We start from the raw sequence: 26,107 nt of genomic DNA, 5'->3' as shown, positions 1-26,107 counted from the left end.
TTGTGGTTAAAAACATTGTACCGTAAAAGGGCTGTTACATGGCCTTTTATCTTTTACACAATTATATGGACTTTATCGAAAAAAATATTACTTTTGTTATTGATTTATAATCAAATAAAATACAGTATTAAAAAAAATACATTGCTTTTCTATGACTATCTAAGTCAGCAACAAAACAATCATCGCGCAGGTCGGGAGGAGAAGCTAGTGGAGAAAATGTTTTAGGCTGTAGCTATATCTTGAGTTTCTTAAAGGATTGAAGGAAAATGACAAAAAATAGTGAAGGTATTTTTCTGTTTTCTTTTTTAGTTTGTTAATTATCGGTATTGCTTTTTCAACGATCAATAACCAAAATCTGAATAAAACAATAGATATTTTCAATCATACGAGTAGTTATTCGCCATTACGTATACCAAAAATTTTTGTTCAGGAATCAGAATGCCGTCAAATCCTTTCTTTATTTGAGGATATTTCTTTAAAGACGAATATCCCATATATGAAGAAAGTGACAAATGAATCGCATGAGATAAATGAAAGTTTCGACTTTAAACTCAACCCCAAGCTTGAAATTATTTTCTATTATCAAGATCAAGATCAAAAAGAACCATCAAACTTCAAGTTGCCATTCTCAAATACCAATTTTCGTATCGAAAATATACAGCAATCAATCCGGAAAAAGGATTTCGAAGGAGAATTTTTTATACTGACTTCTGACAAAGAAGAGTATGAAGGGTACATAAAGGAATTTAGCAAAAAATATAACGAAATCTTTCAATCCACTCATGGAATAGAGCGTTTTGATGATTTTAACAATGAACGGAACTATTCTCCAATAGGAAATACTGATCTGTATCAGTCTTCTTTTTATATTCAAGTTGGTCTACTCTTCTTTATCGCTGTATTAGGTTCCTATTACTTGATAGCAATCAGAGAAATTGGTCTATTATCTAATTATAGTTTTTCTGTCAAACATATTGTGCATATGCTGCTTGGTAATAAGATGCTCCTTTTTTTGTTAGGTGTAGTAGTATGTGAGCTAGTTATGATGTGGATTAAGGATTATCCCTTTATAGAAGTTTTAACACTCATGAATAGTACCTTTTGGGAAAGGAATATTATTGATGGGGACAGTACACCACCTTTGAAGGTAAAAACGAATCAAAAAAATAGAGAGAAAATTTTAAACTTAGTTGAAGCAAATCAGCTGAGTGACAATTTACAGCTATTGCATCCATATACTAGAGCAGAAGAAATCGTAGTGAAAATGACAAGTAGGTCCTTGGGGCAGGTAGTGAGTATTTTCCTTGTAACCGCTAGTTCGTTTTTTTCTTTGAATTTCTTCGTATTAAGTATTTTATTCATTTATAACAAAAGAATAATTGCATTACTAAGATTAAGTGGATATTCCATGTTTTCTACCTATCGAACATTGCTTATACTAACCTTCTTTAAATGGATTTTAACAACTATCGCGATGTTTGTCTTTTGGGAGAGTGATTTAAGGATCGTTATAAATATGTTCATGCTTCTAATGATCGATTTAGGTAAGACCATTGTCTTTTTACTCTATATCGAAAAGAAAAGTAACTTAGTTATACTTTCAGGATGATGATGGGATGACAGAAATTTTTTCTATAAAAAATTGTACGAAGATAGTCAATAAACAGCGAATTGCCTCGGCTAGGACATTTTTGAAGAACGGAAGGATCATTCTTGCAGATGATCCCACAGGTTCGTTAGATGATTCGAACAAGAAAATCATTTTCAGTATTCTGCAAGAGTTAGTTGCTGAGAAACGTTTAGTTATAGTAGTAACGCATGATACCGAGTTAGCAACCTTGGGAACAAAATGTATGATGCTTTGATTTTAAAGAGAGAAGGGAAGATTAAAATGAAAATAGTAATGCAGATCGTTGTCGTCGTTGCAGTAACTATAGGATGTTTGGCTGTATCTGAAAATAGTGTTGCAAATGACATAGGTGAATTGGATTATTCTTCCACAGAACCAGTCTACATTCATTTTGATGCTGCAGGTAATATCATTGATTCATCTATACCAAAAACGGTTCACTCACGCATATGTACAATCGTCATGGTGCAAAAGTAAAAATAGGAAGTGTAGTGAAGTCAGCAAATGCTACGAATGAAAAGTGGACTTATGCAAAATCATTTCAGGATAATCAGCTATTTGATTTTCGGTGAAATTTTATAGCACGTACAAAAGAAAGCGTTGACATTTTTTTCTGCTTTCGCTAAGATAAAGAAAACAAAATAACTTGGATAGTGATTGCATCACGCAAGCTAAACCTAATGAGTCACCTTGTATCTTGAGGGGAGACTTTTTAGGTTTTTCTTTTTGCTCTGAACCAGTATTGAGTATGTCTCATAGAAAGGAGAAGCCATGCGGATCGAGAAAATATTGAATAACAATGTCGTGATCACAAGAAATGAGTTGAATCAGGAAATGATCGTGATGGGGAAGGGATTAGCTTATAAGAAAAAGACGGGGGACAAAATTGCAGAAAAATGTATTGATAAGAAATTTCAGCTGGCAGACGATCGGGTAGCGAGATATTTCCAAAAATTAGTACAAGAAATTCCGTTGAAGTATATCGAATGGTCGTATGAAATCATCGAAGATACGAAAAAAATGTTACGCGTACCATTAAATGAATCGATTTATATTTCTTTGACAGACCATCTTTATACAGCGATCAAACGCAAACAAAAGGGAATCGAGCTCCCGAATGTTTTACTTTATGACATCAAGCAATTATTTCCAAAAGAGTTTCAAATCGGCAAACGGATGATCGAAAAAATGTTGGATGATCATGGGATTGAGTTATCTGAAAATGAAGCAGGTTTTATTGCCTTACATTTGGTGAATGCTCAGACAGATCGTAACCAATTGGAGAATATGTATCTTTTTACAAAAACACTTCAAGATATTTTGAACATTGTTCGTTACTATTATCAAATGACGTTCGATGAAGAATCAGTTGCTTTTTTTCGATTTGTCACACATTTACGTTTTTTTCTGACACGTATCATGAACACGTCTAAACCAGTGGATAGCGATGTGGAAGAAGAGTTACTGCAAGTGATCCAACGAAAATACCCAGTTGCGCTTCAATGCGTGAAAAAAATTGCATTTTTTTTAGATGAGAGTCTGGATTACCAAGTTTCTCAAGATGAAATCGTGTATTTAACGATTCATGTCGCACGATTGAGGCATGAGTATCGTTTGAAAAATTAAGAAAGGAGAAAGCAAGACAAATATAAAAAGGATGGTGACATTTAGTTGGCTAAACCTTCAAATCAATGGAGGGAAAAAATGGGGAAATATCAAACATTAGCAGAAGAAATCGTTCAAGCAATTGGAGGAAAAGAAAATATTCATGGTTTGACTCATTGTATTACACGGTTACGTTTTAAATTGAAAGATGAAAATAAAGCACTAGATGAAAAGCTGAAAAAGATGTCAGGTGTAGTGACAGTCATGAAAAGTGGGGGACAGTACCAAGTGGTGATAGGAAACCATGTCCCAGATGTGTATAGCGAAGTAGTGAACGTGGCAGGTATAGGAGAAGAGGGCGGCGAGCTAACGCAAGAGGGAAATCTATTTAATCGCCTGATCGATATTTTAAGTGGCTGTTTTCAACCGTTTCTTGGAGCGATGGCTGCTGCAGGGATGGTGAAAGGGTTAAATGCCTTGTTTCTATTTTTAGGGTTTTATGCAGATAATTCTGGGACGTATACGATGCTCAATGGAATCGGCGATGCAATTTTTTACTTTATGCCGGTAATCTTAGGGTATACAGCTGCCAAGAAATTCCATTTGAACCCAATGGTAGGGATCGTGATTGGCGCAGCGCTTTGTTACCCGACTGTTCAAGGTCCCGCTTTGCAAAGTGGATTTGAAGCGGCTACACCTGGAGTAGGAGCACCGTATCATTTACTAGGATTGCCCGCTTATGAAACCTTTTTGGGGATTCCCTGGGTAGGATCTAGTTACACGAGTAGTGTGGTACCAGTAATTTTTATCATTGCATTTGCCGGACAGATCCAAAAAATCGCTAAAAAATTGATTCCAGTTGTTGTCCAAACCTTTGTTGTACCTTTTTCGGTTCTGCTGATTGCTTTACCGATCGGATTTTTAGTCATTGGACCGATCGTTAGCTTATTGACGGAACTACTAAGTACTAGCTTTCAGTCTTTGATGGCTTTTTCTCCTGCTGTGTATGGTGCGGTTCTTGGTTTCTTTTGGCAAGTTCTGGTTATTTTCGGATTGCATTGGAGTGTTATCCCTCTTGCAATCATGCAGATGGCACAAAATGGATCTAGTCAAATATTGACGGCAGTTTTCGGTGCTAGTTTTGCACAAACAGCAGTAGTGCTTGCAATGTATTTCAAGTTTAAGGATAAAAAGATGAAGGCACTGTGTATGCCGGCAGTCATATCCGGTATTTTTGGTGTAACTGAACCAGCAATCTATGGGATTACACTTCCGAATAAAAAGCCATTTATTTTTTCAATGATCGGTGGCAGTATCTCAGGGATTTATCTGATGGTTTCAGGGGCAACTGGGTATACGATGGGCGGATTAGGTATCTTCGGCGTAGTAAACTATCTAACGGGAACGGATGCAAGTGGGATGTATCACGCATTTATCGGTATAGCGATCGCTTCTGTCATTGGCTTTTTCCTTACATTCTTTTTATGGATAGATCAAACACCAGAAACAACGAGTACTATTGAGGATAAAAGAAAAGAAATTGTGCTGACACCGATTGAAGGGCGCGTCACCCCGTTAGACCAAGCAATTGATCAAGCATTTGCTAAGGGAGTAATAGGAAAAGGTAGTTTGATTTATCCAGATAAAGGGGAAGTTTTAGCACCGTTTGACGGAACAGTCTTGACTTTATTTCCAACAAAACATGCGATTGGATTAGTGTCAGAGACAGGCCTTGAATTATTGATCCATGTGGGTGTAGATACCGTTCAATTGGAAGGAAAATATTTCCAATCATTTGTTGCACAAGGGGACAAAGTGACGAAAGGCCAAGTACTTCTCAAATTTGATAAGGTAGGTATTGAAAAAGCAGGTTATAGCATCGAGACACCAGTGATCATAACCAACGCAACGGATTATGAATCAATAGCTGAAAAAACAGGAATCACCGTCAATAATGGCGATGAGCTGCTTACTGCTGTGACAAGTCTATAAATGGAAGAAAGAGTGTGCTCCGTTTATTTATTGGCAAAAAAGAACAAACGGAGCACACTTACGATTAAGAGTTGCGTAAATAAGTGGAGGGTTCTTCCATGATCGATGAACTGATTGGTCGATTATCCACTTTTTGACCAATTTTAATCAGATGATCTAAATTTCTTTGATAATCTTCTGCAAACACACATCCGTATAACACATCTAGCAAATAACAGATCGATGTGTTGATGGTAAAATTACTGATTTTTGAATATAAGCGTTCCCTTGTAGTCATGCGTAATACAGCTGTACTGAGAGAAGAAAGTGTCGAATCTCCAATACTGGTTAGAGCTAAAATGGGAACGTGGATTTCCTGTAAAATGGCTGCTGTACGTAGGATCGTTTTATTTTCTCCAGTATAGGAGATCAAGATTGCACAGGTGTCGGGGGTACAGTTATAGGCTTCGTAGTATGTTTCCCCAAAAGTTGTGACGATTGTGACATCGTGTTTGATCCGTTTCATTTTTAGCATAAAGTCTTGAGAAATCAATGTGTTGGAGTTGCTGGAAAAAAGTACGATTTTTTTTGCTCTCAATAAAAGTTGTTTTGCTTTTTGTAGTTCATCGTGATGAAGGAGAGATAACGTATCTTCAATCGTCATCCGTTCCAGAGAAGCAATTTTGTTTGCAATCGTCATGATCCCTTCGTTTTCTAAAAAGGGAAGATTGGCATCGACTTCTTGAAAATTGCCTTCAAGATATTCTGTTTCTGTAACCAAAGCTTCTTTAAAAGTCACCCACCCACTAAAGCCGAGTTTCTTTGCTATACGTATCAATGTAGAAGGATGAACGTAACATGTTTTGGCAATTTGTTGGATCGTCAATTCATTTAGCTGATGTTCATGCGTTTGAATAAATTCGATAACAACAGTTTCAGATGGTGAAAAAGAGGTTTGTTTTATTTTCTCCTGTAATAACATGTTACATCTCCTTTGCATTTTTTTAGAATTTTGTGTAAATGAATTGTAAACGTTATACACGGTAGTGTCAATTGTTACTAGCCTTATACGCAGGATTTTTACAAATAAATCTGTATATAAACGAATATCTGTAAATCAGTATTCAAAAAAGCGACAAATTATTGAGATATTTTTTACAATAAACATAATATAGTTGTAAATAAAATGAAGGAGTGAGTCTATGAAGCAAGGAGTCAAGATTGCAACGATTGGCGGAGGAAGTAGCTATACCCCTGAATTGATGGAAGGTTTTATTAAGCGATATGAAGAATTACCTATTAGAGAAATATGGTTAGTCGATGTTGAAGAAGGAAGTGAAAAACTAAGGATCGTCCGTGAAATGTCACAGCGTATGTGGGATGCTTCGCCATATGACGTTCAGATCTATGCGACATTGAACAGAAAAGAAGCATTGAAAGACGCCGATTTTGTTACCACGCAGTTTAGAGTTGGCCAGCTTGATGCACGAGTGAAAGACGAACGTATCCCTGCTTACTACGGTATGTTGGGGCAAGAAACGAATGGTGCGGGAGGAATGTTCAAGGCGTTTCGCACGATCCCAGTCGTCTTGGCTATCGTAGAAGAAATGAAAGAGCTTTGTCCGAATGCTTGGTTGATCAATTTTGCTAATCCAAGTGGGATGGTCACAGAAGCAGTTGTGCGTTACGGACACTGGGAAAAAGTCATCGGTCTGTGCAATGTTCCTGTAATGGCTATGATGACGGAACCAGGAATGTTAGGAGAGGAGAAAGAAGATCTTATCTATAAATTTGCTGGTTTGAATCATTTCCATTGGCATAAAGTAGCGGATGCGAAAGGGAATGATCGTACAAATGAGTTGATTGATCGATTGTATGCGGATGATAATGGCTTACCGAAGAATATCTTTGATGTTCCTTTCTTTAAAGAACAATTAAAACAAATGCAAATGATTCCTTGTGGATACCATCGCTATTACTATCGGGAAGAAGAGATGCTCCATCATGCGTTAGAGGAGTATCGAACGATTGGAACAAGAGCACAACAAGTGAAAGAAACAGAGGCAGAATTATTTGAATTATACAAAGACCCTAAGTTAGACCATAAGCCAGAACAATTACAAAAACGTGGAGGCGCGTATTACTCAGATGCGGCTTGCGAAACGATTGCTTCTATATATGGGAATAAAGAAACACAAATCGTGGTTTCTACGAAAAATGATGGAGCGATCCCTGATCTGCCAGCGGATTGTGTAGTTGAAGTGACAGCTTACGTGGGTGCGAATGGGACCAGAAATGTTGCCTTCGGTTCTTTACCACCTGCAGAAAGAGGCTGGCTCCAATTGATGAAGAACATGGAGTTATTGACGATCGAAGCAGCTGTAACAGGCGATTATGGTACAGCACTCCAAGCCTTTACGATCAACCCGTTGGTCCGCTCTGGCGAGACTGCCAAGCGAATCATGGATGAATTGTTTATTGCCCATGAAGCGTATTTACCACAATTCAAGCAAACAATCGACCGTTTGAAAGAAGAAGGTATTGAAGTGAAAGATGAAGTTGCACGAAATTTAATCAAAGTGATGGAGGAGATATAATGGCATTTAGAAAAGATTTTTTATGGGGCGGAGCTACAGCTGCCAATCAATGTGAAGGTGGCTATGATGAAGGTGGTCGTGGTTTAGCGAATGTCGATGTCGTTCCTATCGGTGAGGATCGATTTTCTGTGATTACTGGTCAAAAAAAGATGTTTGATTTTGATGAGGAACATTTCTATCCTGCAAAAGAAGCAATCGATATGTACCACAACTACAAAGAAGATATCGCACTATTTGCAGAAATGGGTTTCAAAACCTATCGGATGTCCATCGCTTGGAGTCGTATTTTTCCAAAAGGAGATGAAAAGGAACCAAATGAAGAAGGAGTGAAATTCTACGAAGATGTATTCAAGGAATGCCAAAAATATGGCATTGAACCCTTGGTGACCATCACACATTTCGATTGCCCAATGCACTTGGTCGAAGAATATGGTGCTTGGCGATCACGGGAACTGATCGGTTTTTATGAAAACCTTTGTCAGGTGATCTTCAATCGTTATAAAGGTTTGGTCCATTATTGGTTAACCTTCAATGAAATCAATATGATCCTCCACGCTCCATTTATGGGTGCTGGACTCTACTTTGAAGAAGGCGACAATATTGAACAAATCAAATATCAAGCTGCCCACCATGAATTAGTAGCCAGTGCGATCGCTACGAAGATTGCTCATGAAGTTGATCCAGAAAATAAAGTTGGTTGTATGCTAGCAGCGGGGACCAACTATCCGTTCACTTGTAAACCAGAAGATGTTTGGGCATCAAGACAGGCAGATCATGAGAACTATTTCTTTATCGACGTTCAATCAAGAGGAGAATATTCGGCATACGCTCTTAAGAAAATGGAACGTGATGGGATCGTGATCGATATGACATCCGAAGATTTGGCACTTTTAAAAGAACATACTGTCGATTTTATTTCATTTTCTTATTACTCTTCACGAGTAGCTACCACTGATCCAGAATTATTGGAGCAAACCGCCGGAAACATCTTTGCGTCGGCGAAAAATCCTTATTTAAAAGAAAGTGAATGGGGATGGCAAATCGATCCTTTAGGCTTGCGCATAACGATGAACGATATCTATGATCGCTATCAAAAGCCACTATTCATTGTCGAAAACGGCTTAGGCGCAATCGATACTCCAGATGAAAATGGCTATGTTGAAGACGATTATCGTATCGATTATTTGGCACAGCATATCCAAACGATGAAAGATGCAGTGGAGTTAGATGGAATTGATTTGTTAGGCTATACGACTTGGGGATGTATCGATCTAGTTTCTGCAGGAACAGGAGAAATGAAAAAACGTTATGGATTCATTTACGTGGATCGTGATAATTACGGAAATGGAACACTGAAACGTTCAAAGAAAAAATCATTTGACTGGTATCAAAAAGTGATTGCAACAAATGGAGAAGATCTAAGTAATTAAAGATAGTCTAAAAAGTCTATTGTTTTTAAGCTGAATTTTCGAGTATAATAAGTCTATTCGAAATTGTAAGCAGAACAATAGACTTTTTTTTGTATAGGCTGTAAAGTAAGCTTACTTGATTTCTAAATGGAGGAATGTACATATGTATGATGTTATCGTAATTGGTGCGGGGCCTGCTGGTATGACTGCTGCATTGTATGCTTCACGTTCAAATCTATCAGTGGCTATGATCGAACAAGGTGCTCCTGGGGGACAAATGAACAATACAGCTGAAGTAGAAAATTATCCAGGCTTCGATTCGATCATGGGACCGGATTTAGCGTATAAAATGTATGAAGGTGTGTCAAGATTTGGCACTGAAAACGTGTATGGTATCGTTCAAGATATCAAAGACCATGGCGATTATAAAGAAGTCATCTGTGAAGACAAAAGCTATGAAGCAAAAACAGTGATCATTGCTACAGGATGTATCCACCGTAAATTAGGCGTTCCAGGCGAAGAAGAATATGCTGGACGTGGCGTTTCTTATTGTGCAGTTTGTGATGGGGCGTTTTTCCGCAACAAACGTTTAGTGGTCATCGGTGGAGGAGATTCAGCAGTAGAAGAAGCAATCTACCTTACTCAATTTGCTTCCGAAGTAGTGATCGTTCACCGTAGAGATGAGTTGCGCGCACAAAAAATCATTCAAGATCGAGCTTTTGCAAATGAAAAGATTTCTTTTGTCTGGGATACGGTCACTGATGAAATCATCGGGAATGATATGGTCGTCACAGGAGTCAAAGCTCACAATGTCAAAACAAATGAAACAGTCGAATTAGCGGCTGATGGTGTTTTCATCTACGTGGGACTTGATCCATTAACTGAACCATTCAAAAAAGCAGGGTTGACGAATGCAGCAGGTTGGATTCCAACGGATCAAGACATGCGTACAACGATGCCAGGTGTCTTTGCGATCGGCGATGTCCGTGAAAAAGACCTACGTCAAATCACAACAGCTGTTGGAGACGGCGGGATTGCTGGACAACAAGTGTATAAATATCTTGAATCATTAGGCGAACCAACTGAAGCCTAGGCAAAAAGTATAGAGTTAGTTGTTAAAGATGGGCGCTTAGGCGTCATTTCCTACTTCTGTTATTGATTTCAACAATCGATAAAAAGAATGAAAACTGGATATAATCGAGATTTTGGACTACTTTCTGGCTATTTGTCGGGGGGTGGTCCATTTTAGTGAGGATAAACAGATATATCTGCACAGGAAGTTTATCGATAAATGACTATCTTAAGAAGCGATGTTCCGGCATCGTTTTTCTCTCTAAATTCTCAAAGCGAAACGACTTTTGTCTCGACCTCTTTTGATATCTACATTTACACCGTAGAAATAGGTGGAATCGTTCGATCAAATGTTTTTTTGAGTGATCAGTACAAAAATGGTAATATAGGACGTAATTTAAAGGATGAAGGGAAATTTCACATGAATGAACCAACTGAATTATTAAAAAAACATGTTTCAGTTAGACAATTTTTGGATAAAAAAATCAATGAAGAACAAGTAAAGAATTGATACTGGCTACTCAGTCCGCATCTTCTGCAAGTTTTTTACAAGCATACACGATTATTGACGTAGAGGATGATAAATTAAAAGGAAATATTGCTGAATTAGCTATCAGCCTTTTATTTTCGAAGGTAGTCACTTCTTTGTCTTTTGTGCAGATATGCAAAGATTACATCGGTTATCACAAGAAAGGAATATTGATATCCAACCAATGCTCGAAGGAGTTGACGCTATTCTAGCAGGGGCGATTGATGCGAGTTTAGCCGCACAAAATATGACTGTTGCAGCAGAATCGATGGGATTAGGAGTTTGTTATATTGGTGGTATTCGCGATGCTATCGTGGAAATATCTGACCTGTTAGAATTACCAGAATATGTTTTTCCTGTATTTTGATTAGTTGTGGGTTATCCAAGAGCTAAAAATGAATTGAAACCTAGGATTCCAATGGCGGGAATCTACCATATAGACAAATAAAACAAGGATGCAGATGAAATCATCAATGAATATGAAGAAACAACAAGACGATATTATACTAACCGTATTGTTAATTTTAGTAATAAAACGTGGGCAGATGGCACGGTAAACAGTTTCCATCGATTGTCTAGAATGGGAATGAAAGACTATCTAAACAAGCAGGGTCTTGCAAAAAAATAGAATCAGATTGTAAAAAATTGGGAGTGTTTTAACTGACTCCTATGGGCTATGAACGTTCATAGAAACAATCATTTGATTCCACCATGGCATTTGCTGGTGGATAAAGGGAATTGGAGACAAAAATAATTACTACAAAAAATGCTTGAACACATCTTTTTGAGTGTTTTTCTTTTAATCGTATCAAAACAAAAAACGGTGGTTTTGTCTGAGTATAGGATGTTGTTTTCGTGTCATGCGCTTTTCTATATAAAAAGAGAATGCTATACTAAGGAAGGAACATATTTTAGAAAGAGGTGTTAGCTTCATGTCTTGGGAACAAGTATACGAGCAATGGGCAAATGAAGAAAATTTAGAAGAAAATTTAAAACAACAATTAAATGATCTGCGTCAAGATCCTGAAAAATTGGAAGATGCTTTTTATGCACCATTAGAATTCGGGACAGCTGGCATGCGAGGAATCTTAGGTCCTGGAATCAATCGAATGAACATCTATACGGTCAGACAAGCTACAGAAGGGCTTGCACGTTTCATGGATACACAAGGAACAGAAACAAAAAAACGCGGGGTAGCAATTGCGTATGATTCACGTCATCAATCACCAGAATTTGCAATGGAAGCTGCAAAAACGTTGGCACAACATGATATTCCATCTTTTGTTTTTGAAAGTTTACGACCAACACCTGAGTTGTCTTTTGCGGTCCGTCATTTGAATACGTTTGCGGGTATCATGGTAACAGCTTCACATAACCCTGCAGCTTATAATGGTTATAAAGTATATGGAGAAGATGGTGGGCAAATGCCGCCAGCTGACGCAGACGCATTGACAAAATATGTTCGTGAAGTAAGCAATCCATTGAAAGTAGAAGTACTGGAAGACGAAAAAGCAAAGGCAAGTGATTTGATCACGATTATCGGGGAAGAAGTGGACCGTGCTTATCTTGAAGAAATCAAAGCTGTAACGATCGATCAAGAGTTAGTCGAAACAATGGGGAAAGATTTGAAATTAGTGTACACCCCATTACATGGGACAGGTAAGATGCTTGGAGAAAGAGCATTGAAACAAGCTGGTTTTGAACAATTTGTATTAGTACCAGAGCAAGCAATCCCAGATCCAGACTTTACGACAGTCAAATCACCGAATCCAGAAGAACATTCTGCTTTTGAATATGCGATGCGTCTTGGTGAAAAAGAAAACGCAGATTTATTGATCGCTACCGATCCAGATGCCGACCGTTTAGGGGCGGCTGTACGTCAGCCAGACGGTACTTATAAGGTACTGACAGGAAACCAAATCGGTGCATTGTTGATTCAATACATTCTAGAAGCACATCAATCTCGCGGTACACTTCCTGAAAATGCTGCTGTTCTTAAATCGATTGTTTCTAGCGAATTACCTGCAGCCATTGCAGAAAGCTATGGCGCAAAGATGTTGAATGTTTTAACAGGCTTCAAATTTATCGCAGAAAAAATCCACCAATTTGAAGAAGATCATTCACAAACTTTCATGTTCGGTTTTGAGGAAAGCTATGGCTATTTAGTGAAACCATTTGTACGGGACAAAGATGCGATTCAAGCATTGCTACTATTAGCAGAAGTTGCTGCTTTCTATAAGAAACAAGGAAAAACATTGTATGATGGATTACAAACGATTTTCGAAAAATATGGGTACTATGCGGAAAAAACGATTTCTGTTACTATGAGTGGTCAAGAAGGGTCAGCTAAGATCGCTGCGCTAATGAAACAGTTCCGTGATAATGCACCAACTGAATTCGCCGGTGCTAAGGTCCTTCAAACAGAAGATTTCAAAGAATTGACAAAAACAGACACTGAGGGCAACGTTGAGAAATTGACGACACCACCTTCGGATGTATTGAAATACGTATTGGAGGAAGATGGCTGGATCGCTATTCGACCTTCAGGAACAGAGCCGAAAATCAAGTTTTATATCGGAGTCAAAGGCGAATCTGCCGAGGATGCTGAAAATAAAATCAATCGGTATGAAGCAACGATCAAAGAAATGACAGAAGAATAAAAAGACTTGAGACTGACAGAAAAAGTGGTAAACTTTAGAAGTCAGTCTTTTTCGATGGAGGTGAACCGATTGTCAGACAACCAGAAAAGCGAAGTAGAAAAGGTCAGTCAGTTGTTTAAAGTATTAAGTGATCCAACCAGATTAAAAATCTTGATCTATTTAAAAGATGGTGAACAAAACGTCACAGCAATCAGCCAAGCAGTTGAAATGGAGCAGTCAGCTGTTTCCCATCAGTTACGTTTGTTAAGAGAAAATCATGTCGTTAAATCACATCGTGAAGGGAAAGCAATCTTGTATAGCTTAGATGACTTCCACGTATTAGATATTTTGGAACAAACATTGAAACACGTTGAACATCAGTGAAAATCACTTGGAAGTGTGGGACAAAACTGATTTTTAGTTTTGTCCCACACTCTTTTTTTGTATGATCAAATAAATTCCCCAAGGTTTTGCTGAATCAGCATTTTCTTTCTATGGTGACGAAAAGTCCTAAAAATGAATTGGACTCTTTTTATGATCTTGATCAGGTTATTTTTCATTTCGTATTGTTGATTTAGCTTATTTCCAAGAGTTCGAGTGTGTTTTATTGAAATACTCTTTTTTATATGGTTTAATGGTTTAAACTTTAGAACCATCAAAGGAGAGATTATTTTGGCTGATTATTCGATGTTAAAACAAGAGTTAAATGATTTGAGCGATTTTTTAATTGCCCTTGGTGATAAAAAAAGGCAAGCAATCATTATTCGCTTGCTTGAAGAAAAAGATTGTGCGGGACTACAAGTGACTTCATTACAAGAAGAAATTAATTTATCTAGACCTGCAATTTCACATCATTTAAAAATTTTAAAAGATGCAAAGATTGTGAATTTCAAGCAAGAGGGAACAAAAAATTTTTACTATCTTGACTATGAGCAAACTGAAATCAAGAAACTTCAAAACTTTTTAAATAATATTGTTAGCATCATGAATGAGACTGAGAGGAAGAATTTATGAAAAAAGTATTGATTGTTGAAACCAACAGTTATAAATATGCTGGTACAAATGAGGCAACGGGGCTTTGGTTAGGTGAAAGTGCGGAATTTGTTGATGAACTCTATAAACATAATATTGAAGTTGATTTCGTAAGCCCTTTAGGTGGATTTGTTCCTCTATGGCAATTTAAAGTAGCTAAGCTTTTCAGTAAAAAGGTACGTGAATTAGATGAGTTACTGCCTAGGTATGAGGTCGATAATATTTTTGTATCCAACAAATTCAAAAAGACATTTCCTAATTTTAAAATTACCTCTTTTGAAACAGGAATCTCTCAAATACTCACTGAAAATAGTTCAAAATGATTATAAAGGAATGTGGGACAAATCTAGAAATCAGTTTTGTTACAGATTCTCGAATAAACGACTTTTGTCTCGACCTCTTTTATAAATTTAACTAGCAGTATTAGATACTGGTGGACATGTAGCGGAAAGGGAGGACTTAAAAATGATTGAGGACGTTTAAAATGTTTGGAATCCTATCTTTTTGTTCATACAGAAGTGATCGATGAGGAGAACGAGTAACGTGTCAATAAAAAATTGACTAAGTAACAATTGACGACTGAAGAAATCTTGAATTTAAAAAATAAATCTGTATGTATTCAAAAAGAAGAACGAGATTCGGAAGTATTATCCAGATGATATTAGTGGAAAGAGTTTAAGTAGTGACGAACAAGGAAACTATGTAAAAATAAAATTGATCATGATGAAGTACGCCTTATTGTAAAAAAGTTAAAAAGTTAAAAATTATAATATGATGATAAAATAATTAAAAAATGATGCGTAGAGCTTCTGTTGAGTAGCAATTTAGTGTGTAAGCAATAGCAATACAAATCAGCACAGTTTTTCAATCAACGTAAAGAATGTTGCTTTTCTATTTTGACTGACGTTTTGACAGAAAAAATGCATAAAAACGATTGCCATGAAACTATTTTTGTAACCAAGAAATGGAGATAATTCAATGACAACCTATAAGGAAGAAATGCAATATCTATCAGAGAAACTTGGAGATAAAGATAATCTAATTGCTCTTTCAACCATCGCGCTTGAGACAACGGAGGATGGCTTACCAAAATCAGTAGTATGATCAGTCAATGCAGTCTATCTTGACGGAGTCTTCTACGTTACATCCTATGCTACTACTGACAAAGTGCGACAGCTGACGGACAATCCAGCAGTGTCGATTGTATTGTGGTTGAAAGTTTCACGCAGAGGGCATGGCCGAAAATCTCGGTTGGGTCAATGACGAAAAAAATGTCCAAATAATGAAAACCATCCGCAATATTTTTTTCGAATGTTATGAGCAAGCCAACGACGATAATGATGAAAATACTTGTTTAATCAAGATTCAGCTAATCAAAGGAGTATGGAACTTCCCTCACGAAGGTATTCGACGAGATATTGATTTTATAAATAAAACCAGCAAATTTTCAAAGAATGAGGACAAATAAGAACCAGTTAAAAATAGGATAATTAATGGTGGACTCACTGATCGATGCAAGACTAAGATCAGTGATTTTTTTGAAAACTTGATTTAATAGGATGTCGGCTCACTTTGACATGGTTTTTGACAAGATTTCCTTCCCAAAAAAAGCTATTTTGCTACAATGAAAAAGAAGGGAAGTGGGAAAATGACATTTGGTGAAGGTCTAAAAAAATTACGGGTCTCACAAGATTTGACCCAAGCGCAATTGGCGGAACGAATTTTCGTCACCCGCCAGACGATTTCGAATTGGGAGAATGATAAAGGACAACCGGAATTAGAAAATTTGATTCTCCTCAGTGAACTCTTTCACGTTTCCTTGGATGAATTGATCCAAGCGCCTAACGAAAAAAATAAGCCAGTGGATAAAAGGAAAATTGGTCGGGATTTTTTAATCATCTTCTTGATTTGGTCAGTAATCATGTTAGCGGTTCAATTAGTGTTCCATCCTTTTTCTATGAAATATGTGCTGATTTATTCTCTAGGAGGTACGTTGATCGTCTCAGAATATTTGCGTCGAACAAAACGGTTGGCAAATGTTTATGCTCAAGGAGAAATTATGTATGACTTGGGAATTTATTTGTGGATTTTTTTTATCGTCATGGATCTGATCATTATTTTGATTCAAAGTGAATATGTGCTTTAGGAGGAGAAGAAAATGAAAGGTTTGATACCAGTTACAGCAACTCAAACTGCGGATGGGATCTTTTGGTCCAGTCAAGACCAAAATTATGTCCCTCGGTTATTAAATTATCTCAAAATAGACTATTCAGACTGTGAATGGGAAACCGTGCCGGGCTATGATTTGACACCTGAAAAGATCGCTGAATATGAGGCGGTGGCAGTCACTTCCATGTCCCAACGTTATTGTCCGTTGATCAAGCAAGCTAAGCCCTCCATCAAAATAATCAAAATTGGCGCGGAAGATTTCATGCGACAAATGGCACCAAAGGGAGCCGTCGTCGGTCGAACCACTGGCTATGTATTAGTAGATAATCAAAAGATGAGTCAAAAGAATCAACCGAAAAATCCCATGACCTTCAATTATGAGAATTTGCGGCAAGTGATGCGGGATTATCCGAAGATCTATTGGGAAGTCGTGACCTTCGATGAGTTGAAGGAACGTCTGCAAAAAAATACAAAAAACGTGACAGTCGGTCTCATCCCAAAAACCTACGCCTATGAAAAATACTTACAAACGGGATCTCCTGATGTCGTAATTGTGAAGCTAACACCTAAGCAGTTGGAAAAAACACCTGTCGCCTATGAAGCAGCGATGCTCATAACCGGTGCGATAACGATGGTTTTGATGACTTTGCGGGTTTTCTTTTGAATTGTATTAAATGAAACTGTTTTTTTAGTTTGATATCAAGTGGAATTTGTCAATTGGTGGATTATGTTAAGGTAATAGTTGGTTAAAATAATATATTCAAACATGCTAAATTAAGTGTGTAGCGATGAGATTTCTAGAAACCCTCTAAAAAATTTATTAAACCCTTCTAGAAATTGGACCTTGGAATAATGGGGATTCCAAGGTCTTTTTAGGATTTAAGAAAATAAATGAGAGTGTAAATACATATAGAGAAATAGTATTCCCCCATAGTATTATTGTTCTTAAACCATAGATGAGTAACAAGACGAGCGTGGAATAAAACTAAAAATCAGGTTTGCTATAGACTCGCGAATAAACGATGTCCAAAAGTCATGTTTTTCGGAAAATTCAAAAACAAGTGTGGGACAAAAGTAAGAAACATTTTTGTCTCGACTTTATTTGGACCTCTCATGGCTTCAGTAGAGGTTCAATTATGAAATTTATTTCTATCTTTAATTGGTATCTTTCAATTCCATCGTTATTTGTTAATCCCGACTGCTATGTCCAATCAAATGTTGCATGAACTAGTGAGCCTTTTTCTTCAATAGTCAACTGGTCAGGTGTTAAGATGAAAGAAAGAGGTGTGAAAGATGCGCGAGAGCCAAGAAGAATGGGCCCGATGGAAATACTTTGTCATGGCCCGATCACAAAAAGAATATTTAGCGTTGCGCCAGCTTTTTTCTGGTAATCAGTGGTCAGAGAAGAAAAACAAGCAATTTTATCAGCACTTGGATATTGTAAAAAGAATGCCGGTTGATCTAAAAGCGAAGAGAAATACATATGAACACGTTTGGGGATATTTTAAAAAGACGGCAACAGCAGAAGAAAAACAGCACTTTTTTGTTCTGCTGGATCAATTAACAGAACGTCAGGACGAGGTACTTCCGTATCTAAAAAAGCTGGCAGAAAAATACCAAATCATGTATCTTTTAGAATCTCATCTGTTTGATGAGTGCAAATCATTTCCGGATATTCACTAGGACTTTTATAATAAGACGATATGGAGGGATGTACAAATGGAAACACGCGCAATCGTTATAGAAGAATATGGTCATGCAGACCAATTGAAAGAAAGCAGAGTGACTTTACCTGAACTAGGGGCCCATCAAGTGTTGGTCAAAGTCAAAGCTACCTCAGTCAATCCGATTGACTGGAAACTTCGTGAAGGGTATCTAGCACAAATGATGCCTTGGAAATTTCCGATTATTCTAGGTTGGGATATTGCAGGGGAGATTACGGCAATTGGTTCAGAAGTACAAGATTGGCAAGTCGGCCAAGCAGTATTTGCACGACCAGAAACAACTCGTTTCGGTACCTATGCTGATTATACGATCGTAGACGATCATTTATTAGCCAGAAAACCTGATTCTGTTTCTTTTGAAGATGCAGCGGCTGTGCCATTAGCAGGATTGACTGCTTATCAAGCGCTATTCACGCATGGAAAATTAAAAGCTGGTGAAAGAGTCTTGATCCACGCGGGTGCTGGCGGAGTCGGTATTTATGCCATTCAATTAGCTAAAAATGCGGGTGCTTTTGTCATTACGACTGCTAGTGAAAAGAACCATAAGTTACTAAAAGAACTTGGTGCGGATCAAGTGATTGATTACCATACCACTGACTTTTCAGAAGTATTAGAAGACGTGGACTTAGTTTTCGATACGATGGGTGGAGATATTCAAAAAGCCAGCTTCGAAGTATTGAATCCAAAAGGACGGTTGATCTCAGTCGTTGACCAACCTGATGAAGAATTAGCCAAGAACATTGCGGTGGCAAAAAGTATTTGGCTTCAACCAGACGGCAAACAATTACAAGAAATTGCTGATCTAATGGAAGCCGGAAAAGTTAAAAGCATCGTTGGTCATACGTATCCACTTACAGCAGAAGGTGTGAAGGCTGCCCATGAATTAAGTGCGACTCATCATGCTAAGGGGAAAATTGTTTTAGTAAATGAGTAATCGACCTATCTATGCCACCATAAGTATTCCTATCAGTAACGAATTCAATGGAGCAAAAGATAGATAGTTTCAAAGAGGTCGACATAAAAGTCGTTTAGATTTGTCCCACATTCGAGTTTCGACTTATTTTTCTGAAAAGAGTTGCCTTTACTGTTTATCTATGTTTGGTGTGTGAAACAAAAGTGTTCTTTGCTTTTGTTTCACACTTTTTTAGGGAAATCCTTCTTTGTTCTTTGAATAAGATAAAATTTTGGTGTCTCTGAGGGATGAATGCAGAAGGGGAACAGACATGTCTAGAAGAATGAAAGTTCTTTTTTTGAAGGAGTTGTTCCTTTTTTCAGAAAACTCTTTTTTTTTTAATCGGAGAATAAATCGTTCAGGTTTGCTAAATAACCTACTCTATAATAGAAAAATAGTAGTTAAATATTGCATATTAAGGGATAGATAAGATGAATGACCATGATTCTTTGCCAGCAGCGACAGTATCACTAAAGGATAAGGATTCTTTAAACAGACCCAGCATTACTGTAGAAACACATGATTTCATCAGGATAGATAAATCAGAGAAATTAGAAAAACTAGGGATCATAGACTATGCAGGTGAAATCGCTGGAGAAAAGGATAATAGCCGTGATATGTTGTTACAAAGGGAAAAAAATCCCTATGCTCCTTCCGCTCCACCAGAAGAAATAGATATGATACAAGAAGCCTACAACCCTTATTTTCGGATGCCTGAAAGGGAAATGGATAGTAATCATCACAGTTACCGCCATGAAGAAACTATGAATGAGCCTGAACCTAAAATGAAAGAAAAGCCGCAACTGCACTACCCTCAACTCAGGAAAATTCACAGTATACAGTCAAAGAACTTACTCGAAAAAGTTATCCATCAAGTAAAAAGCCAAAAAGTCAGGCAAAAGAGGTAATCAGTATATATCGATAGCTTGGAACGAGGATTGAATGCATACATATAAAAAAACTGATTCACTAAAATTAGTTGAATCAGTTTTTTTGTTCATTTCTCACCAGAGGTTTCGGTACCATAGTAACTATGGTCTTCTAAGTCTAGTGCATTTAAAATCAGTGATGCAGTTTCTTCGATTGAAAGGGAGGCGACGTTGATGACCACGCATCCTAGTTTTTTATAAAGATCATTTGCGAAATCTAGTTCAGCTCGGATTTTTTCAATATCAGAATAGGCTGTGTCAGGATTTAGTCCATAGGAACGCATCCGCTCTTTGCGAATGTTATTAAGGATATCCGGATTGTTGGTCAAGCCAACGATTTTTTTCGGATCGATTTCCCAGAGCTGTTTAGGGATATGGGCTTGAGGAATCAGTGGCAAGTTCGCAACTTTCAGGTTCTTATTTGCTAAAAACAAACTTAATGGTGTTTTTGATGTTCGTGATACCCCAAGCAGGACAACATCTGCTTCTAAAAAACCACGGGGATCTTTTCCATCATCATATTTTACAGCAAATTCCATCGCTTTGATCCGTCTAAAATAATTTTCATTCAATAAATGGAGTGCCCCAGGCTGACGTGTCGGTTTGACTCCAGTCAATTGTTCGATTTGTTGGATTGGCGGCGTCATGACGTCAAAACTAAATAGGTCATTTTTCTGGCAAAAATCTCGTGTCATTTCAATCAATTCTTGGTTGATCAAAGTATGGAGGACAAGTGCTTTTTCTTCAAGGGCATCTTCTAAGGCTTGCTGAAGTGCTTCTTTGTCTGTTACAAATGTCCGTCGGAATAAATTGAATTCGACTGATGGATATTGAGCCATAGTTGCTTGCGCTAACTTGGTTGCTGTTTCGCCAGCAGAATCAGAAATGACGAAAAAGGTAACGATCTCTGTTGTCTCAAAAGTCATAGATATAAAACCTCACTTGCAATTTTTTTATCTTTAGTATACCATACTGTGGAACATATACTTCGTAATCATTTTGATTTGGAGGGGACGCTTTGAAAAAGCAAACATTGATCGAACAATCATTAGAAACATTGAAAAATAACGGATTTAAGTATACGAAGAAGCGCGAAGCGATGTTGACTTACTTAGTAAAACGAAATCGATATGTATCGGCTAAAGAAGTTTTTGATTACATGAATCAGGAGTTCAAAGGGGTCAGTTATGATACAGTTTATCGAAACCTTCATGATTTTTCTGAACTTGATTTATTGGAAGAAACAGATTTGAATGGAGAAATGAAATTTCGCTTTCATTGTTGTCAGGGAGAGATCGGGCACCATCATCACTTTATCTGCACGGTTTGTGGAACGACCAAGGAGATCCATATGTGTCCAATGAATTATTTTCAGGACCAATTAAATGGTTGTACGATCGAAGGCCATCGTTTTGAGATCTTCGGGCGGTGTGAAAACTGTCAATAATTGTTTTAAATAAAATAACATTTGATTATTTAAAAAAATCACAAGATTCCCTTGACGGTCAAAAGAGCTTTAGATATAATATTTACAGGACATTCTTGTTTTTTGGGATTTAAATTTCAATAACAATTACGGTTACTTTTTAAGCTCGGAGGGAGGGAATTAACATGTCAAAAACAGTCGTTCGCAAAAACGAATCACTTGACGATGCTCTTCGTCGCTTCAAACGTTCCGTGTCAAAAGCGGGTACTTTACAAGAATCTCGTAAACGTGAATTCTACGAAAAACCAAGTGTAAAACGCAAGAAAAAATCTGAAGCAGCTAGAAAACGCAAAAAATTCTAGTTCTTTGATGAATTGGAGTTGGTAGTGTGTCACTACTAAGTAGATTGAACGATGACATGAAGACAGCGATGAAAGCGAAAGATAAAGAATCTTTGCAGGTGATTCGTATGATCAAGTCATCTATTCAAAACGAGCAGATCAAAGAAGGCCACGACTTGACGGAAGATGAAGAACTAACAGTGTTGTCTCGTGAAATGAAGCAACGCCGTGATTCTTTACATGAGTTTGAAGAAGCTGGGCGTGACGATTTGGCTGAAAAAGTGAAAAGTGAAATTGTGATCGTTGAGAAATACATGCCAGAGCAATTATCTGAGGATGATATTCGTCAACTTGTTCAAGAAGCGATTACGCAAACTGGTGCTTCTTCTGTAAAAGAATTTGGTAAAGTCATGGGTGTGATCATGCCTAAAGTCAAAGGAAAAGCAGATGGAAATCAGGTCAATGCAATCGTGAAAGAACTATTGCAATCCTAATCTTGTAATTTAAAACTGCGAGCAATTTGTTCGCAGTTTTTTTACTTGGACCGAAAAAGAATGTAGGACAAATCTAAAAAATGAGTTTTGCTACAGACTCTTGAATAAGCGACGTCCAAAAGTCAGGTTTTTCGGAAATATCAAAAAAGAGGCTGGGACATAAGTAAGAAACACTTTTGCCTCATTCTTTAAAAACGAATAAACGGTGGGAGCAGAAGCAACTCCTTCTTAAATAAGCTGAAATTCACAAAAATTTGAAAAACAATTTTCGTGAATTTCGGCTTATTTCTCGGAGTTAAACACTTCTGTCCCAACCTCTTTTTTCTCCAATTTTTCAAACCTAAACGACTTTTGTCTCGATCTCTTTGTAGGTAGTTCAATCAATTATTTACTTGTTCATTTTCTTTAGTCTTCATCTTTAGCGCTTGGTAACCGTAATAACCTAATAGACTGATTAGATAACCCAATAAGGTAGGAACGCCCCAACCTAATCCAAGTGAAGCTAGTGGTACATGATGATGATAGAAAGCCAGTAGAGCAGCAACAACAGATTGCTGTTTGACTAGTGCAGGAGAATTGGCGAACATATCTAGAACAGCTGGTACAGCGGTAAAGAGCATCGTCACTTGATAGATGACTGGATTTCTTTGGAAAAATCTGGCGGTCAATGATAGTAAGATCAATGCAAGAGAAAGTGGATAAAGGAGCATCAATACAGGTAAAGACCATTGGATGATATTGTCTAATCCAGCATTAGCTACAACAAAGGAAACAAATGTAGTGAGACGTAACCAAGTAAGGTAGCTGACCTTAGGAAATAGTTTATGAAAATCTTGGGCAAAAGAAACGACTAATCCCATCGCGGTAGTAAATACGCCTAAAGTGACCATGACTCCTAAAAAGACAGCACCAAAGTTTCCTAAATAGTATTGAACGATTTGTGAAAGAGCTGTACCTCCGTTTTCGGATAATGTTAACTTGTTTAAGCTCATCGCCCCTAAAAGGACAAGTCCAAAATAGATGACTACTTCAAATGCAACACTAAGAGTACCTGCTTTGGCAGTCAGCAAGGTCACCTGTCTATTTTTTAATCCTAGATCACGAACAGCGTGTACAAAGGTAACACTTAGCGCAAGTAAAGCAACAGCATCGACTGTGTTATAGCCCTCTAAGACACCATTTGTTAAAGCGTTCGATTGATAAGCAGTATCGGCAGCTTGATGGAGTCCACCCATAGGATGGATGAGGGCAACGAAAAAAATGACTGCTAATAAGACGAGAAAGATCGTGTTTAAATATTTTCCTACATATTTAACGAGGCGTGTAGGATGGACGGTCAATAAATAGGCACATAAGAAGAATAACGCAGAGAACACGAGCATGCCGATCGTAGTGAATTTTCCTGGAAGAAATGGTTTTGCGGCCATTTCAAAAGCGGTAGCGGCAGTACGAGGTGTACCAAAAAAAGGCCCAATTGTTAGATGGACAAGGACAAGAAATAAAGCAGCGTACCATTTGCCGACTGGTTTGGCTAGATCATATAAGCCATCGCTGTTCGTCACTACGACTGCCAGAATCGCTAGAAGTGGGAATAATGCACCAGAAATAGCAAAGCCGGCACTGGCATTCAACCAGTTTTGACCTGCAAGTTGACCAAGGTGGACTGGAAAAATCAGATTACCTGATCCAAAAAACATGCCGAAGATGAGAGAACTGACGACTAGAAGTTGTTTCCAAGAATAAGTTTTTGCTTTGTTCATTAATAATTCCTCCGATAATAAAAAATAGATAAATGAATGTTTGTTTTGTGCTTCGAATCTCACTAATGTCAGTTTCCATGGGAACCACCACCTTGAAAGAAAATAAAAAAGAGCCCTTTTCCACTTGGGAAAAGGGCTCTAAATAACTAGAACGGTACCACCTTTTTTAGCTTGAATAAGCTGTCTATTTTCACGGACGCTTTTTTGTAAAAGTTATCCGCTAGCCTGATAATGGTGGCAGCCACGATGCTCTACGTTTTCGACATCGACTCGGAAATGATGTTCGCTCACTCGATTTATTGTCATTTTTCACTTACATGACTCACTGGGAATAAATACTTGAGTAGCTACTGTTTTCCTCTACGTTTTATGTGTTATCTAATTTATTGAAGTTATGATACTACCACTTATTTTAAAAAGCAAGATTAAATTTACGAATAAACTAATTTTTTTGATTTTCAAAATAAGATGCTTTTGTGTGAGGAGCGTAAGAAAAAAGTAGAAACACTTTTGTCTCATTCTTTAAAAACGAATAAACGGCGGGAGCAGAAGCAACACCTTCTTAAATAAGCCGAAATTCACAAAAATTTGAACAGCAATTTTCGTTAATTTCTTCTTATTTCTCGGAGTTAAACACTTCTGTCCCAGCCTCGAATGGGAAAAGGGACAACGTAATATTTTTATGCTGAATATCCGATTAGTAGATTGTTATTTTTCCTGAGATATCCCAAGAAGTTAAGAAATATAAGGATTTGGGCAGTCTCCTTTTTATTTGCTATATAGTTTTTCTCGGATATGGTAAAATAGGAAAGAATGATTTGAAGTAAAGGAGATGTCTATTTTTGACAGAAGCGTCCAGTTCTTTAGAGATTAGATTAACTGCTGCTGACGATGTCAGTATGCTTTTAGGTGCACATGATAAACATATCAAATTGATCGAGGAAATGACCGAGACCACTATCCATACAAGAGGAGAAATGATCCAGATCATTGGAGAAGAGCCAGGTCTTTCATTAGCCGCTGAAGTGATCCGTACGTTACAAGAGTTGATCAAACGAGGGATCCATATCAGCACACCTGATGTAGTGACTGCTTTAAAAATGGGTCAAAAAGGGACATTAGGCTATTTTGTAGAAATGTATGAAGAAGAAATCGTCAAGGACCGCAATGGAAAACCGATTAGAGTGAAAAATAGTGGCCAAAAGAAATACGTTGAAGCGGTCGCTAAACATGATATCGTGTTTGGCGTAGGACCAGCCGGAACAGGGAAAACATTTCTTGCGGTCGTGCTAGCGATAGCAGCGTTGAAAAAAGGCGAGGTCCAAAAAATCATTTTGACTCGTCCAGCAGTCGAAGCAGGTGAGAATCTAGGCTTTCTACCTGGAGATTTAAAGGAAAAAGTAGATCCCTATCTGCGTCCAGTATACGATGCGCTTTATCAGATCTTTGGATTGGATCATACGAATCGGTTGATGGAGCGTGGAGTTATCGAAATAGCTCCGTTAGCCTATATGCGTGGGCGAACATTAGATGACGCATTTGTGATTTTAGATGAAGCACAGAATACGACAGTGGCGCAAATGAAGATGTTTTTGACCCGTTTAGGCTATCAGTCTAAAATGATCGTCAACGGTGACACAAGCCAAATTGATTTGCCGAGAGGTACACAAAGTGGGCTTGTTCATGCTGAACGAACATTGAAGCAAATCAAGAAAATTGCATTTGTCAATTTTGAAGCAAGTGATGTTGTTCGTCACCCTGTTGTAGCAGAAATCATCAAAGCTTATGAAAAAGCAGATCTTCATCAAAAGTAGGGCTTAGGAGGATAA

28 protein-coding genes and 1 pseudogene are annotated in these 26,107 nt (G+C 37.6%); 26 read left to right on the top strand and 3 right to left on the bottom strand.

The features are described from left to right. The 6 genes from DVW83_RS15530 to DVW83_RS09425 all read left to right on the top strand — a co-directional run. On the top strand, positions 1-225 hold a 225-nt coding region (locus DVW83_RS15530; RefSeq protein ID WP_238699399.1), incomplete at its 5' end, for a hypothetical protein. 271 nt (positions 226-496) lie between these two features. Beyond that, positions 497-1,609 (top strand): DUF1430 domain-containing protein, encoded by a 1,113-nt coding sequence (locus DVW83_RS09445; protein WP_224784361.1) that lies wholly within the window; start codon positions 497-499, stop codon positions 1,607-1,609. 7 nt (positions 1,610-1,616) lie between these two features. Further along, positions 1,617-1,865: a hypothetical protein gene (locus DVW83_RS09440; protein WP_224784362.1), complete on the top strand. Its 249-nt coding sequence runs from the start codon at positions 1,617-1,619 to the stop codon at positions 1,863-1,865. A gap of 26 nt (positions 1,866-1,891) precedes the next feature. After that, positions 1,892-2,107, top strand: a complete 216-nt coding sequence (locus tag DVW83_RS09435) for a hypothetical protein (protein ID WP_224784363.1) — start codon at positions 1,892-1,894, stop codon at positions 2,105-2,107. Between the two features lie 294 nt (positions 2,108-2,401). After that, the gene (licT, locus tag DVW83_RS09430; protein ID WP_104661753.1) at positions 2,402-3,256 is read left to right on the top strand and encodes a BglG family transcription antiterminator LicT; all 855 of its coding nucleotides are present in this window, start codon (positions 2,402-2,404) and stop codon (positions 3,254-3,256) included. 78 nt (positions 3,257-3,334) lie between these two features. Continuing rightward, entirely contained in the window at positions 3,335-5,227 is a 1,893-nt protein-coding gene (locus tag DVW83_RS09425; protein ID WP_104661754.1) for a beta-glucoside-specific PTS transporter subunit IIABC, read from the top strand. 64 nt (positions 5,228-5,291) lie between these two features. Here DVW83_RS09425 and DVW83_RS09420 read toward each other — a convergent pair whose 3' ends face one another. After that, positions 5,292-6,188, bottom strand: coding sequence for a MurR/RpiR family transcriptional regulator (locus tag DVW83_RS09420; RefSeq protein WP_005880364.1), 897 nt, complete (start codon positions 6,186-6,188; stop codon positions 5,292-5,294). Between the two features lie 220 nt (positions 6,189-6,408). Here DVW83_RS09420 and DVW83_RS09415 point away from each other — a divergent pair, with 220 nt between their 5' ends. The 16 genes and pseudogenes from DVW83_RS09415 to DVW83_RS09340 all read left to right on the top strand — a co-directional run bounded on the left by DVW83_RS09415 (position 6,409) and on the right by DVW83_RS09340 (position 20,236). After that, positions 6,409-7,803, top strand: a complete 1,395-nt coding sequence (locus tag DVW83_RS09415) for a 6-phospho-beta-glucosidase (RefSeq protein ID WP_104661755.1) — start codon at positions 6,409-6,411, stop codon at positions 7,801-7,803. After that, entirely contained in the window at positions 7,803-9,233 is a 1,431-nt protein-coding gene (locus DVW83_RS09410; protein ID WP_104661756.1) for a 6-phospho-beta-glucosidase, read from the top strand. The genes DVW83_RS09415 and DVW83_RS09410 overlap by 1 nt, the downstream gene beginning before the upstream one ends. Positions 9,234-9,351: 118 nt before the next feature. Further along, the gene (gene trxB, locus DVW83_RS09405) at positions 9,352-10,305 is read left to right on the top strand and encodes a thioredoxin-disulfide reductase (RefSeq protein WP_258079036.1); all 954 of its coding nucleotides are present in this window, start codon (positions 9,352-9,354) and stop codon (positions 10,303-10,305) included. A gap of 198 nt (positions 10,306-10,503) precedes the next feature. Further along, positions 10,504-10,794 (top strand): hypothetical protein, encoded by a 291-nt coding sequence (locus tag DVW83_RS15525; protein WP_224784365.1) that lies wholly within the window; start codon positions 10,504-10,506, stop codon positions 10,792-10,794. A gap of 151 nt (positions 10,795-10,945) precedes the next feature. Continuing rightward, the gene (locus DVW83_RS15520; RefSeq protein WP_224784366.1) at positions 10,946-11,179 is read left to right on the top strand and encodes a nitroreductase family protein; all 234 of its coding nucleotides are present in this window, start codon (positions 10,946-10,948) and stop codon (positions 11,177-11,179) included. Positions 11,180-11,744: 565 nt separating this feature from the next. After that, positions 11,745-13,472 (top strand): phospho-sugar mutase, encoded by a 1,728-nt coding sequence (locus DVW83_RS09395; protein ID WP_104661757.1) that lies wholly within the window; start codon positions 11,745-11,747, stop codon positions 13,470-13,472. A 69-nt stretch (positions 13,473-13,541) separates the two neighbouring features. Next, positions 13,542-13,835 carry an ArsR/SmtB family transcription factor gene (locus DVW83_RS09390; RefSeq protein WP_005880349.1) on the top strand — a complete coding sequence of 98 codons (294 nt, stop codon included), beginning with the start codon at positions 13,542-13,544 and terminating at the stop codon, positions 13,833-13,835. A gap of 288 nt (positions 13,836-14,123) precedes the next feature. Continuing rightward, entirely contained in the window at positions 14,124-14,465 is a 342-nt protein-coding gene (locus tag DVW83_RS09380; protein ID WP_104661759.1) for an ArsR/SmtB family transcription factor, read from the top strand. Beyond that, positions 14,462-14,623 (top strand): annotated as a pseudogene (locus tag DVW83_RS15515) (type 1 glutamine amidotransferase domain-containing protein); the annotation flags it as partial. The gene DVW83_RS09380 and the pseudogene DVW83_RS15515, both read left to right, overlap by 4 nt. A gap of 838 nt (positions 14,624-15,461) precedes the next feature. Further along, positions 15,462-15,587 (top strand): hypothetical protein, encoded by a 126-nt coding sequence (locus DVW83_RS15830; protein WP_258079035.1) that lies wholly within the window; start codon positions 15,462-15,464, stop codon positions 15,585-15,587. A 130-nt stretch (positions 15,588-15,717) separates the two neighbouring features. After that, complete coding sequence (locus tag DVW83_RS15510; RefSeq protein WP_224784367.1) at positions 15,718-15,951, top strand: hypothetical protein; 234 nt, start codon at positions 15,718-15,720, stop codon at positions 15,949-15,951. Between the two features lie 180 nt (positions 15,952-16,131). After that, complete coding sequence (locus DVW83_RS09360; protein WP_161569453.1) at positions 16,132-16,629, top strand: helix-turn-helix transcriptional regulator; 498 nt, start codon at positions 16,132-16,134, stop codon at positions 16,627-16,629. A 12-nt stretch (positions 16,630-16,641) separates the two neighbouring features. Then, entirely contained in the window at positions 16,642-17,316 is a 675-nt protein-coding gene (locus DVW83_RS09355; RefSeq protein WP_137239314.1) for a hypothetical protein, read from the top strand. Positions 17,317-17,945: 629 nt separating this feature from the next. After that, a complete protein-coding gene (locus DVW83_RS09350) occupies positions 17,946-18,335 on the top strand; it encodes a YbgA family protein (RefSeq protein WP_104661763.1) in 390 nt (129 codons plus the stop codon). A gap of 36 nt (positions 18,336-18,371) precedes the next feature. Then, complete coding sequence (locus tag DVW83_RS09345; protein WP_104661764.1) at positions 18,372-19,310, top strand: NADP-dependent oxidoreductase; 939 nt, start codon at positions 18,372-18,374, stop codon at positions 19,308-19,310. A gap of 449 nt (positions 19,311-19,759) precedes the next feature. Beyond that, positions 19,760-20,236 (top strand): hypothetical protein, encoded by a 477-nt coding sequence (locus DVW83_RS09340; protein WP_104661765.1) that lies wholly within the window; start codon positions 19,760-19,762, stop codon positions 20,234-20,236. Positions 20,237-20,325: 89 nt separating this feature from the next. Here the strand turns inward: DVW83_RS09340 and DVW83_RS09335 are convergent, their stop codons facing one another. Next, positions 20,326-21,183, bottom strand: a complete 858-nt coding sequence (locus DVW83_RS09335; RefSeq protein WP_104661766.1) for a pyruvate, water dikinase regulatory protein — start codon at positions 21,181-21,183, stop codon at positions 20,326-20,328. Between the two features lie 92 nt (positions 21,184-21,275). Here DVW83_RS09335 and DVW83_RS09330 point away from each other — a divergent pair, with 92 nt between their 5' ends. The 3 genes from DVW83_RS09330 to DVW83_RS09320 all read left to right on the top strand — a co-directional run bounded on the left by DVW83_RS09330 (position 21,276) and on the right by DVW83_RS09320 (position 22,518). After that, positions 21,276-21,704 carry a Fur family transcriptional regulator gene (locus tag DVW83_RS09330; RefSeq protein ID WP_005880331.1) on the top strand — a complete coding sequence of 143 codons (429 nt, stop codon included), beginning with the start codon at positions 21,276-21,278 and terminating at the stop codon, positions 21,702-21,704. 164 nt (positions 21,705-21,868) lie between these two features. Continuing rightward, positions 21,869-22,045: a 30S ribosomal protein S21 gene (gene rpsU, locus DVW83_RS09325; protein WP_002356740.1), complete on the top strand. Its 177-nt coding sequence runs from the start codon at positions 21,869-21,871 to the stop codon at positions 22,043-22,045. A gap of 26 nt (positions 22,046-22,071) precedes the next feature. Beyond that, entirely contained in the window at positions 22,072-22,518 is a 447-nt protein-coding gene (locus DVW83_RS09320; protein WP_005880329.1) for a GatB/YqeY domain-containing protein, read from the top strand. Positions 22,519-22,898: 380 nt separating this feature from the next. Here DVW83_RS09320 and brnQ read toward each other — a convergent pair whose 3' ends face one another. Continuing rightward, positions 22,899-24,278 (bottom strand): branched-chain amino acid transport system II carrier protein, encoded by a 1,380-nt coding sequence (gene brnQ / locus DVW83_RS09315; protein WP_104662093.1) that lies wholly within the window; start codon positions 24,276-24,278, stop codon positions 22,899-22,901. A gap of 842 nt (positions 24,279-25,120) precedes the next feature. Between brnQ and DVW83_RS09310 the strand changes: the two genes are divergently transcribed. After that, entirely contained in the window at positions 25,121-26,092 is a 972-nt protein-coding gene (locus tag DVW83_RS09310) for a PhoH family protein (protein ID WP_104660117.1), read from the top strand. Positions 26,093-26,107: the final 15 nt, after the last annotated feature.

The organism is Enterococcus sp. VV15, assembly GCF_005236045.1.
Classification (GTDB): domain Bacteria; phylum Bacillota; class Bacilli; order Lactobacillales; family Enterococcaceae; genus Enterococcus_B; species Enterococcus_B durans.
The sequence above is the reverse complement of the archived record's forward strand: the minus strand, read 5'-3'. Positions and strand labels throughout refer to the sequence as shown.

What these genes read in the sequence shown, in the direction of transcription:
- DVW83_RS15525 (WP_224784365.1), top strand. Translation starts at nt 10,504, where the DNA reads ATGACTATCTTAAGAAGCGATGTTCCGGCATCGTTTTTCTCTCTAAAT.
- DVW83_RS09395 (WP_104661757.1), top strand. Translation starts at nt 11,745, where the DNA reads ATGTCTTGGGAACAAGTATACGAGCAATGGGCAAATGAAGAAAATTTA.
- DVW83_RS09425 (WP_104661754.1), top strand. Translation starts at nt 3,335, where the DNA reads ATGGGGAAATATCAAACATTAGCAGAAGAAATCGTTCAAGCAATTGGA.
- DVW83_RS09445 (WP_224784361.1), top strand. Translation starts at nt 497, where the DNA reads ATGAAGAAAGTGACAAATGAATCGCATGAGATAAATGAAAGTTTCGAC.
- DVW83_RS09355 (WP_137239314.1), top strand. Translation starts at nt 16,642, where the DNA reads ATGAAAGGTTTGATACCAGTTACAGCAACTCAAACTGCGGATGGGATC.
- DVW83_RS09420 (WP_005880364.1), bottom strand. Translation starts at nt 6,188, where the DNA reads ATGTTATTACAGGAGAAAATAAAACAAACCTCTTTTTCACCATCTGAA.
- brnQ (WP_104662093.1), bottom strand. Translation starts at nt 24,278, where the DNA reads ATGAACAAAGCAAAAACTTATTCTTGGAAACAACTTCTAGTCGTCAGT.
- DVW83_RS09345 (WP_104661764.1), top strand. Translation starts at nt 18,372, where the DNA reads ATGGAAACACGCGCAATCGTTATAGAAGAATATGGTCATGCAGACCAA.
- DVW83_RS09335 (WP_104661766.1), bottom strand. Translation starts at nt 21,183, where the DNA reads ATGACTTTTGAGACAACAGAGATCGTTACCTTTTTCGTCATTTCTGAT.
- DVW83_RS09340 (WP_104661765.1), top strand. Translation starts at nt 19,760, where the DNA reads ATGAATGACCATGATTCTTTGCCAGCAGCGACAGTATCACTAAAGGAT.
- DVW83_RS09360 (WP_161569453.1), top strand. Translation starts at nt 16,132, where the DNA reads ATGACATTTGGTGAAGGTCTAAAAAAATTACGGGTCTCACAAGATTTG.
- DVW83_RS15830 (WP_258079035.1), top strand. Translation starts at nt 15,462, where the DNA reads ATGACAACCTATAAGGAAGAAATGCAATATCTATCAGAGAAACTTGGA.
- DVW83_RS09410 (WP_104661756.1), top strand. Translation starts at nt 7,803, where the DNA reads ATGGCATTTAGAAAAGATTTTTTATGGGGCGGAGCTACAGCTGCCAAT.
- licT (WP_104661753.1), top strand. Translation starts at nt 2,402, where the DNA reads ATGCGGATCGAGAAAATATTGAATAACAATGTCGTGATCACAAGAAAT.
- DVW83_RS09415 (WP_104661755.1), top strand. Translation starts at nt 6,409, where the DNA reads ATGAAGCAAGGAGTCAAGATTGCAACGATTGGCGGAGGAAGTAGCTAT.
- DVW83_RS09435 (WP_224784363.1), top strand. Translation starts at nt 1,892, where the DNA reads ATGAAAATAGTAATGCAGATCGTTGTCGTCGTTGCAGTAACTATAGGA.
- DVW83_RS15510 (WP_224784367.1), top strand. Translation starts at nt 15,718, where the DNA reads ATGGCCGAAAATCTCGGTTGGGTCAATGACGAAAAAAATGTCCAAATA.
- DVW83_RS09350 (WP_104661763.1), top strand. Translation starts at nt 17,946, where the DNA reads ATGCGCGAGAGCCAAGAAGAATGGGCCCGATGGAAATACTTTGTCATG.
- DVW83_RS15520 (WP_224784366.1), top strand. Translation starts at nt 10,946, where the DNA reads ATGCAAAGATTACATCGGTTATCACAAGAAAGGAATATTGATATCCAA.
- rpsU (WP_002356740.1), top strand. Translation starts at nt 21,869, where the DNA reads ATGTCAAAAACAGTCGTTCGCAAAAACGAATCACTTGACGATGCTCTT.
- DVW83_RS09440 (WP_224784362.1), top strand. Translation starts at nt 1,617, where the DNA reads ATGACAGAAATTTTTTCTATAAAAAATTGTACGAAGATAGTCAATAAA.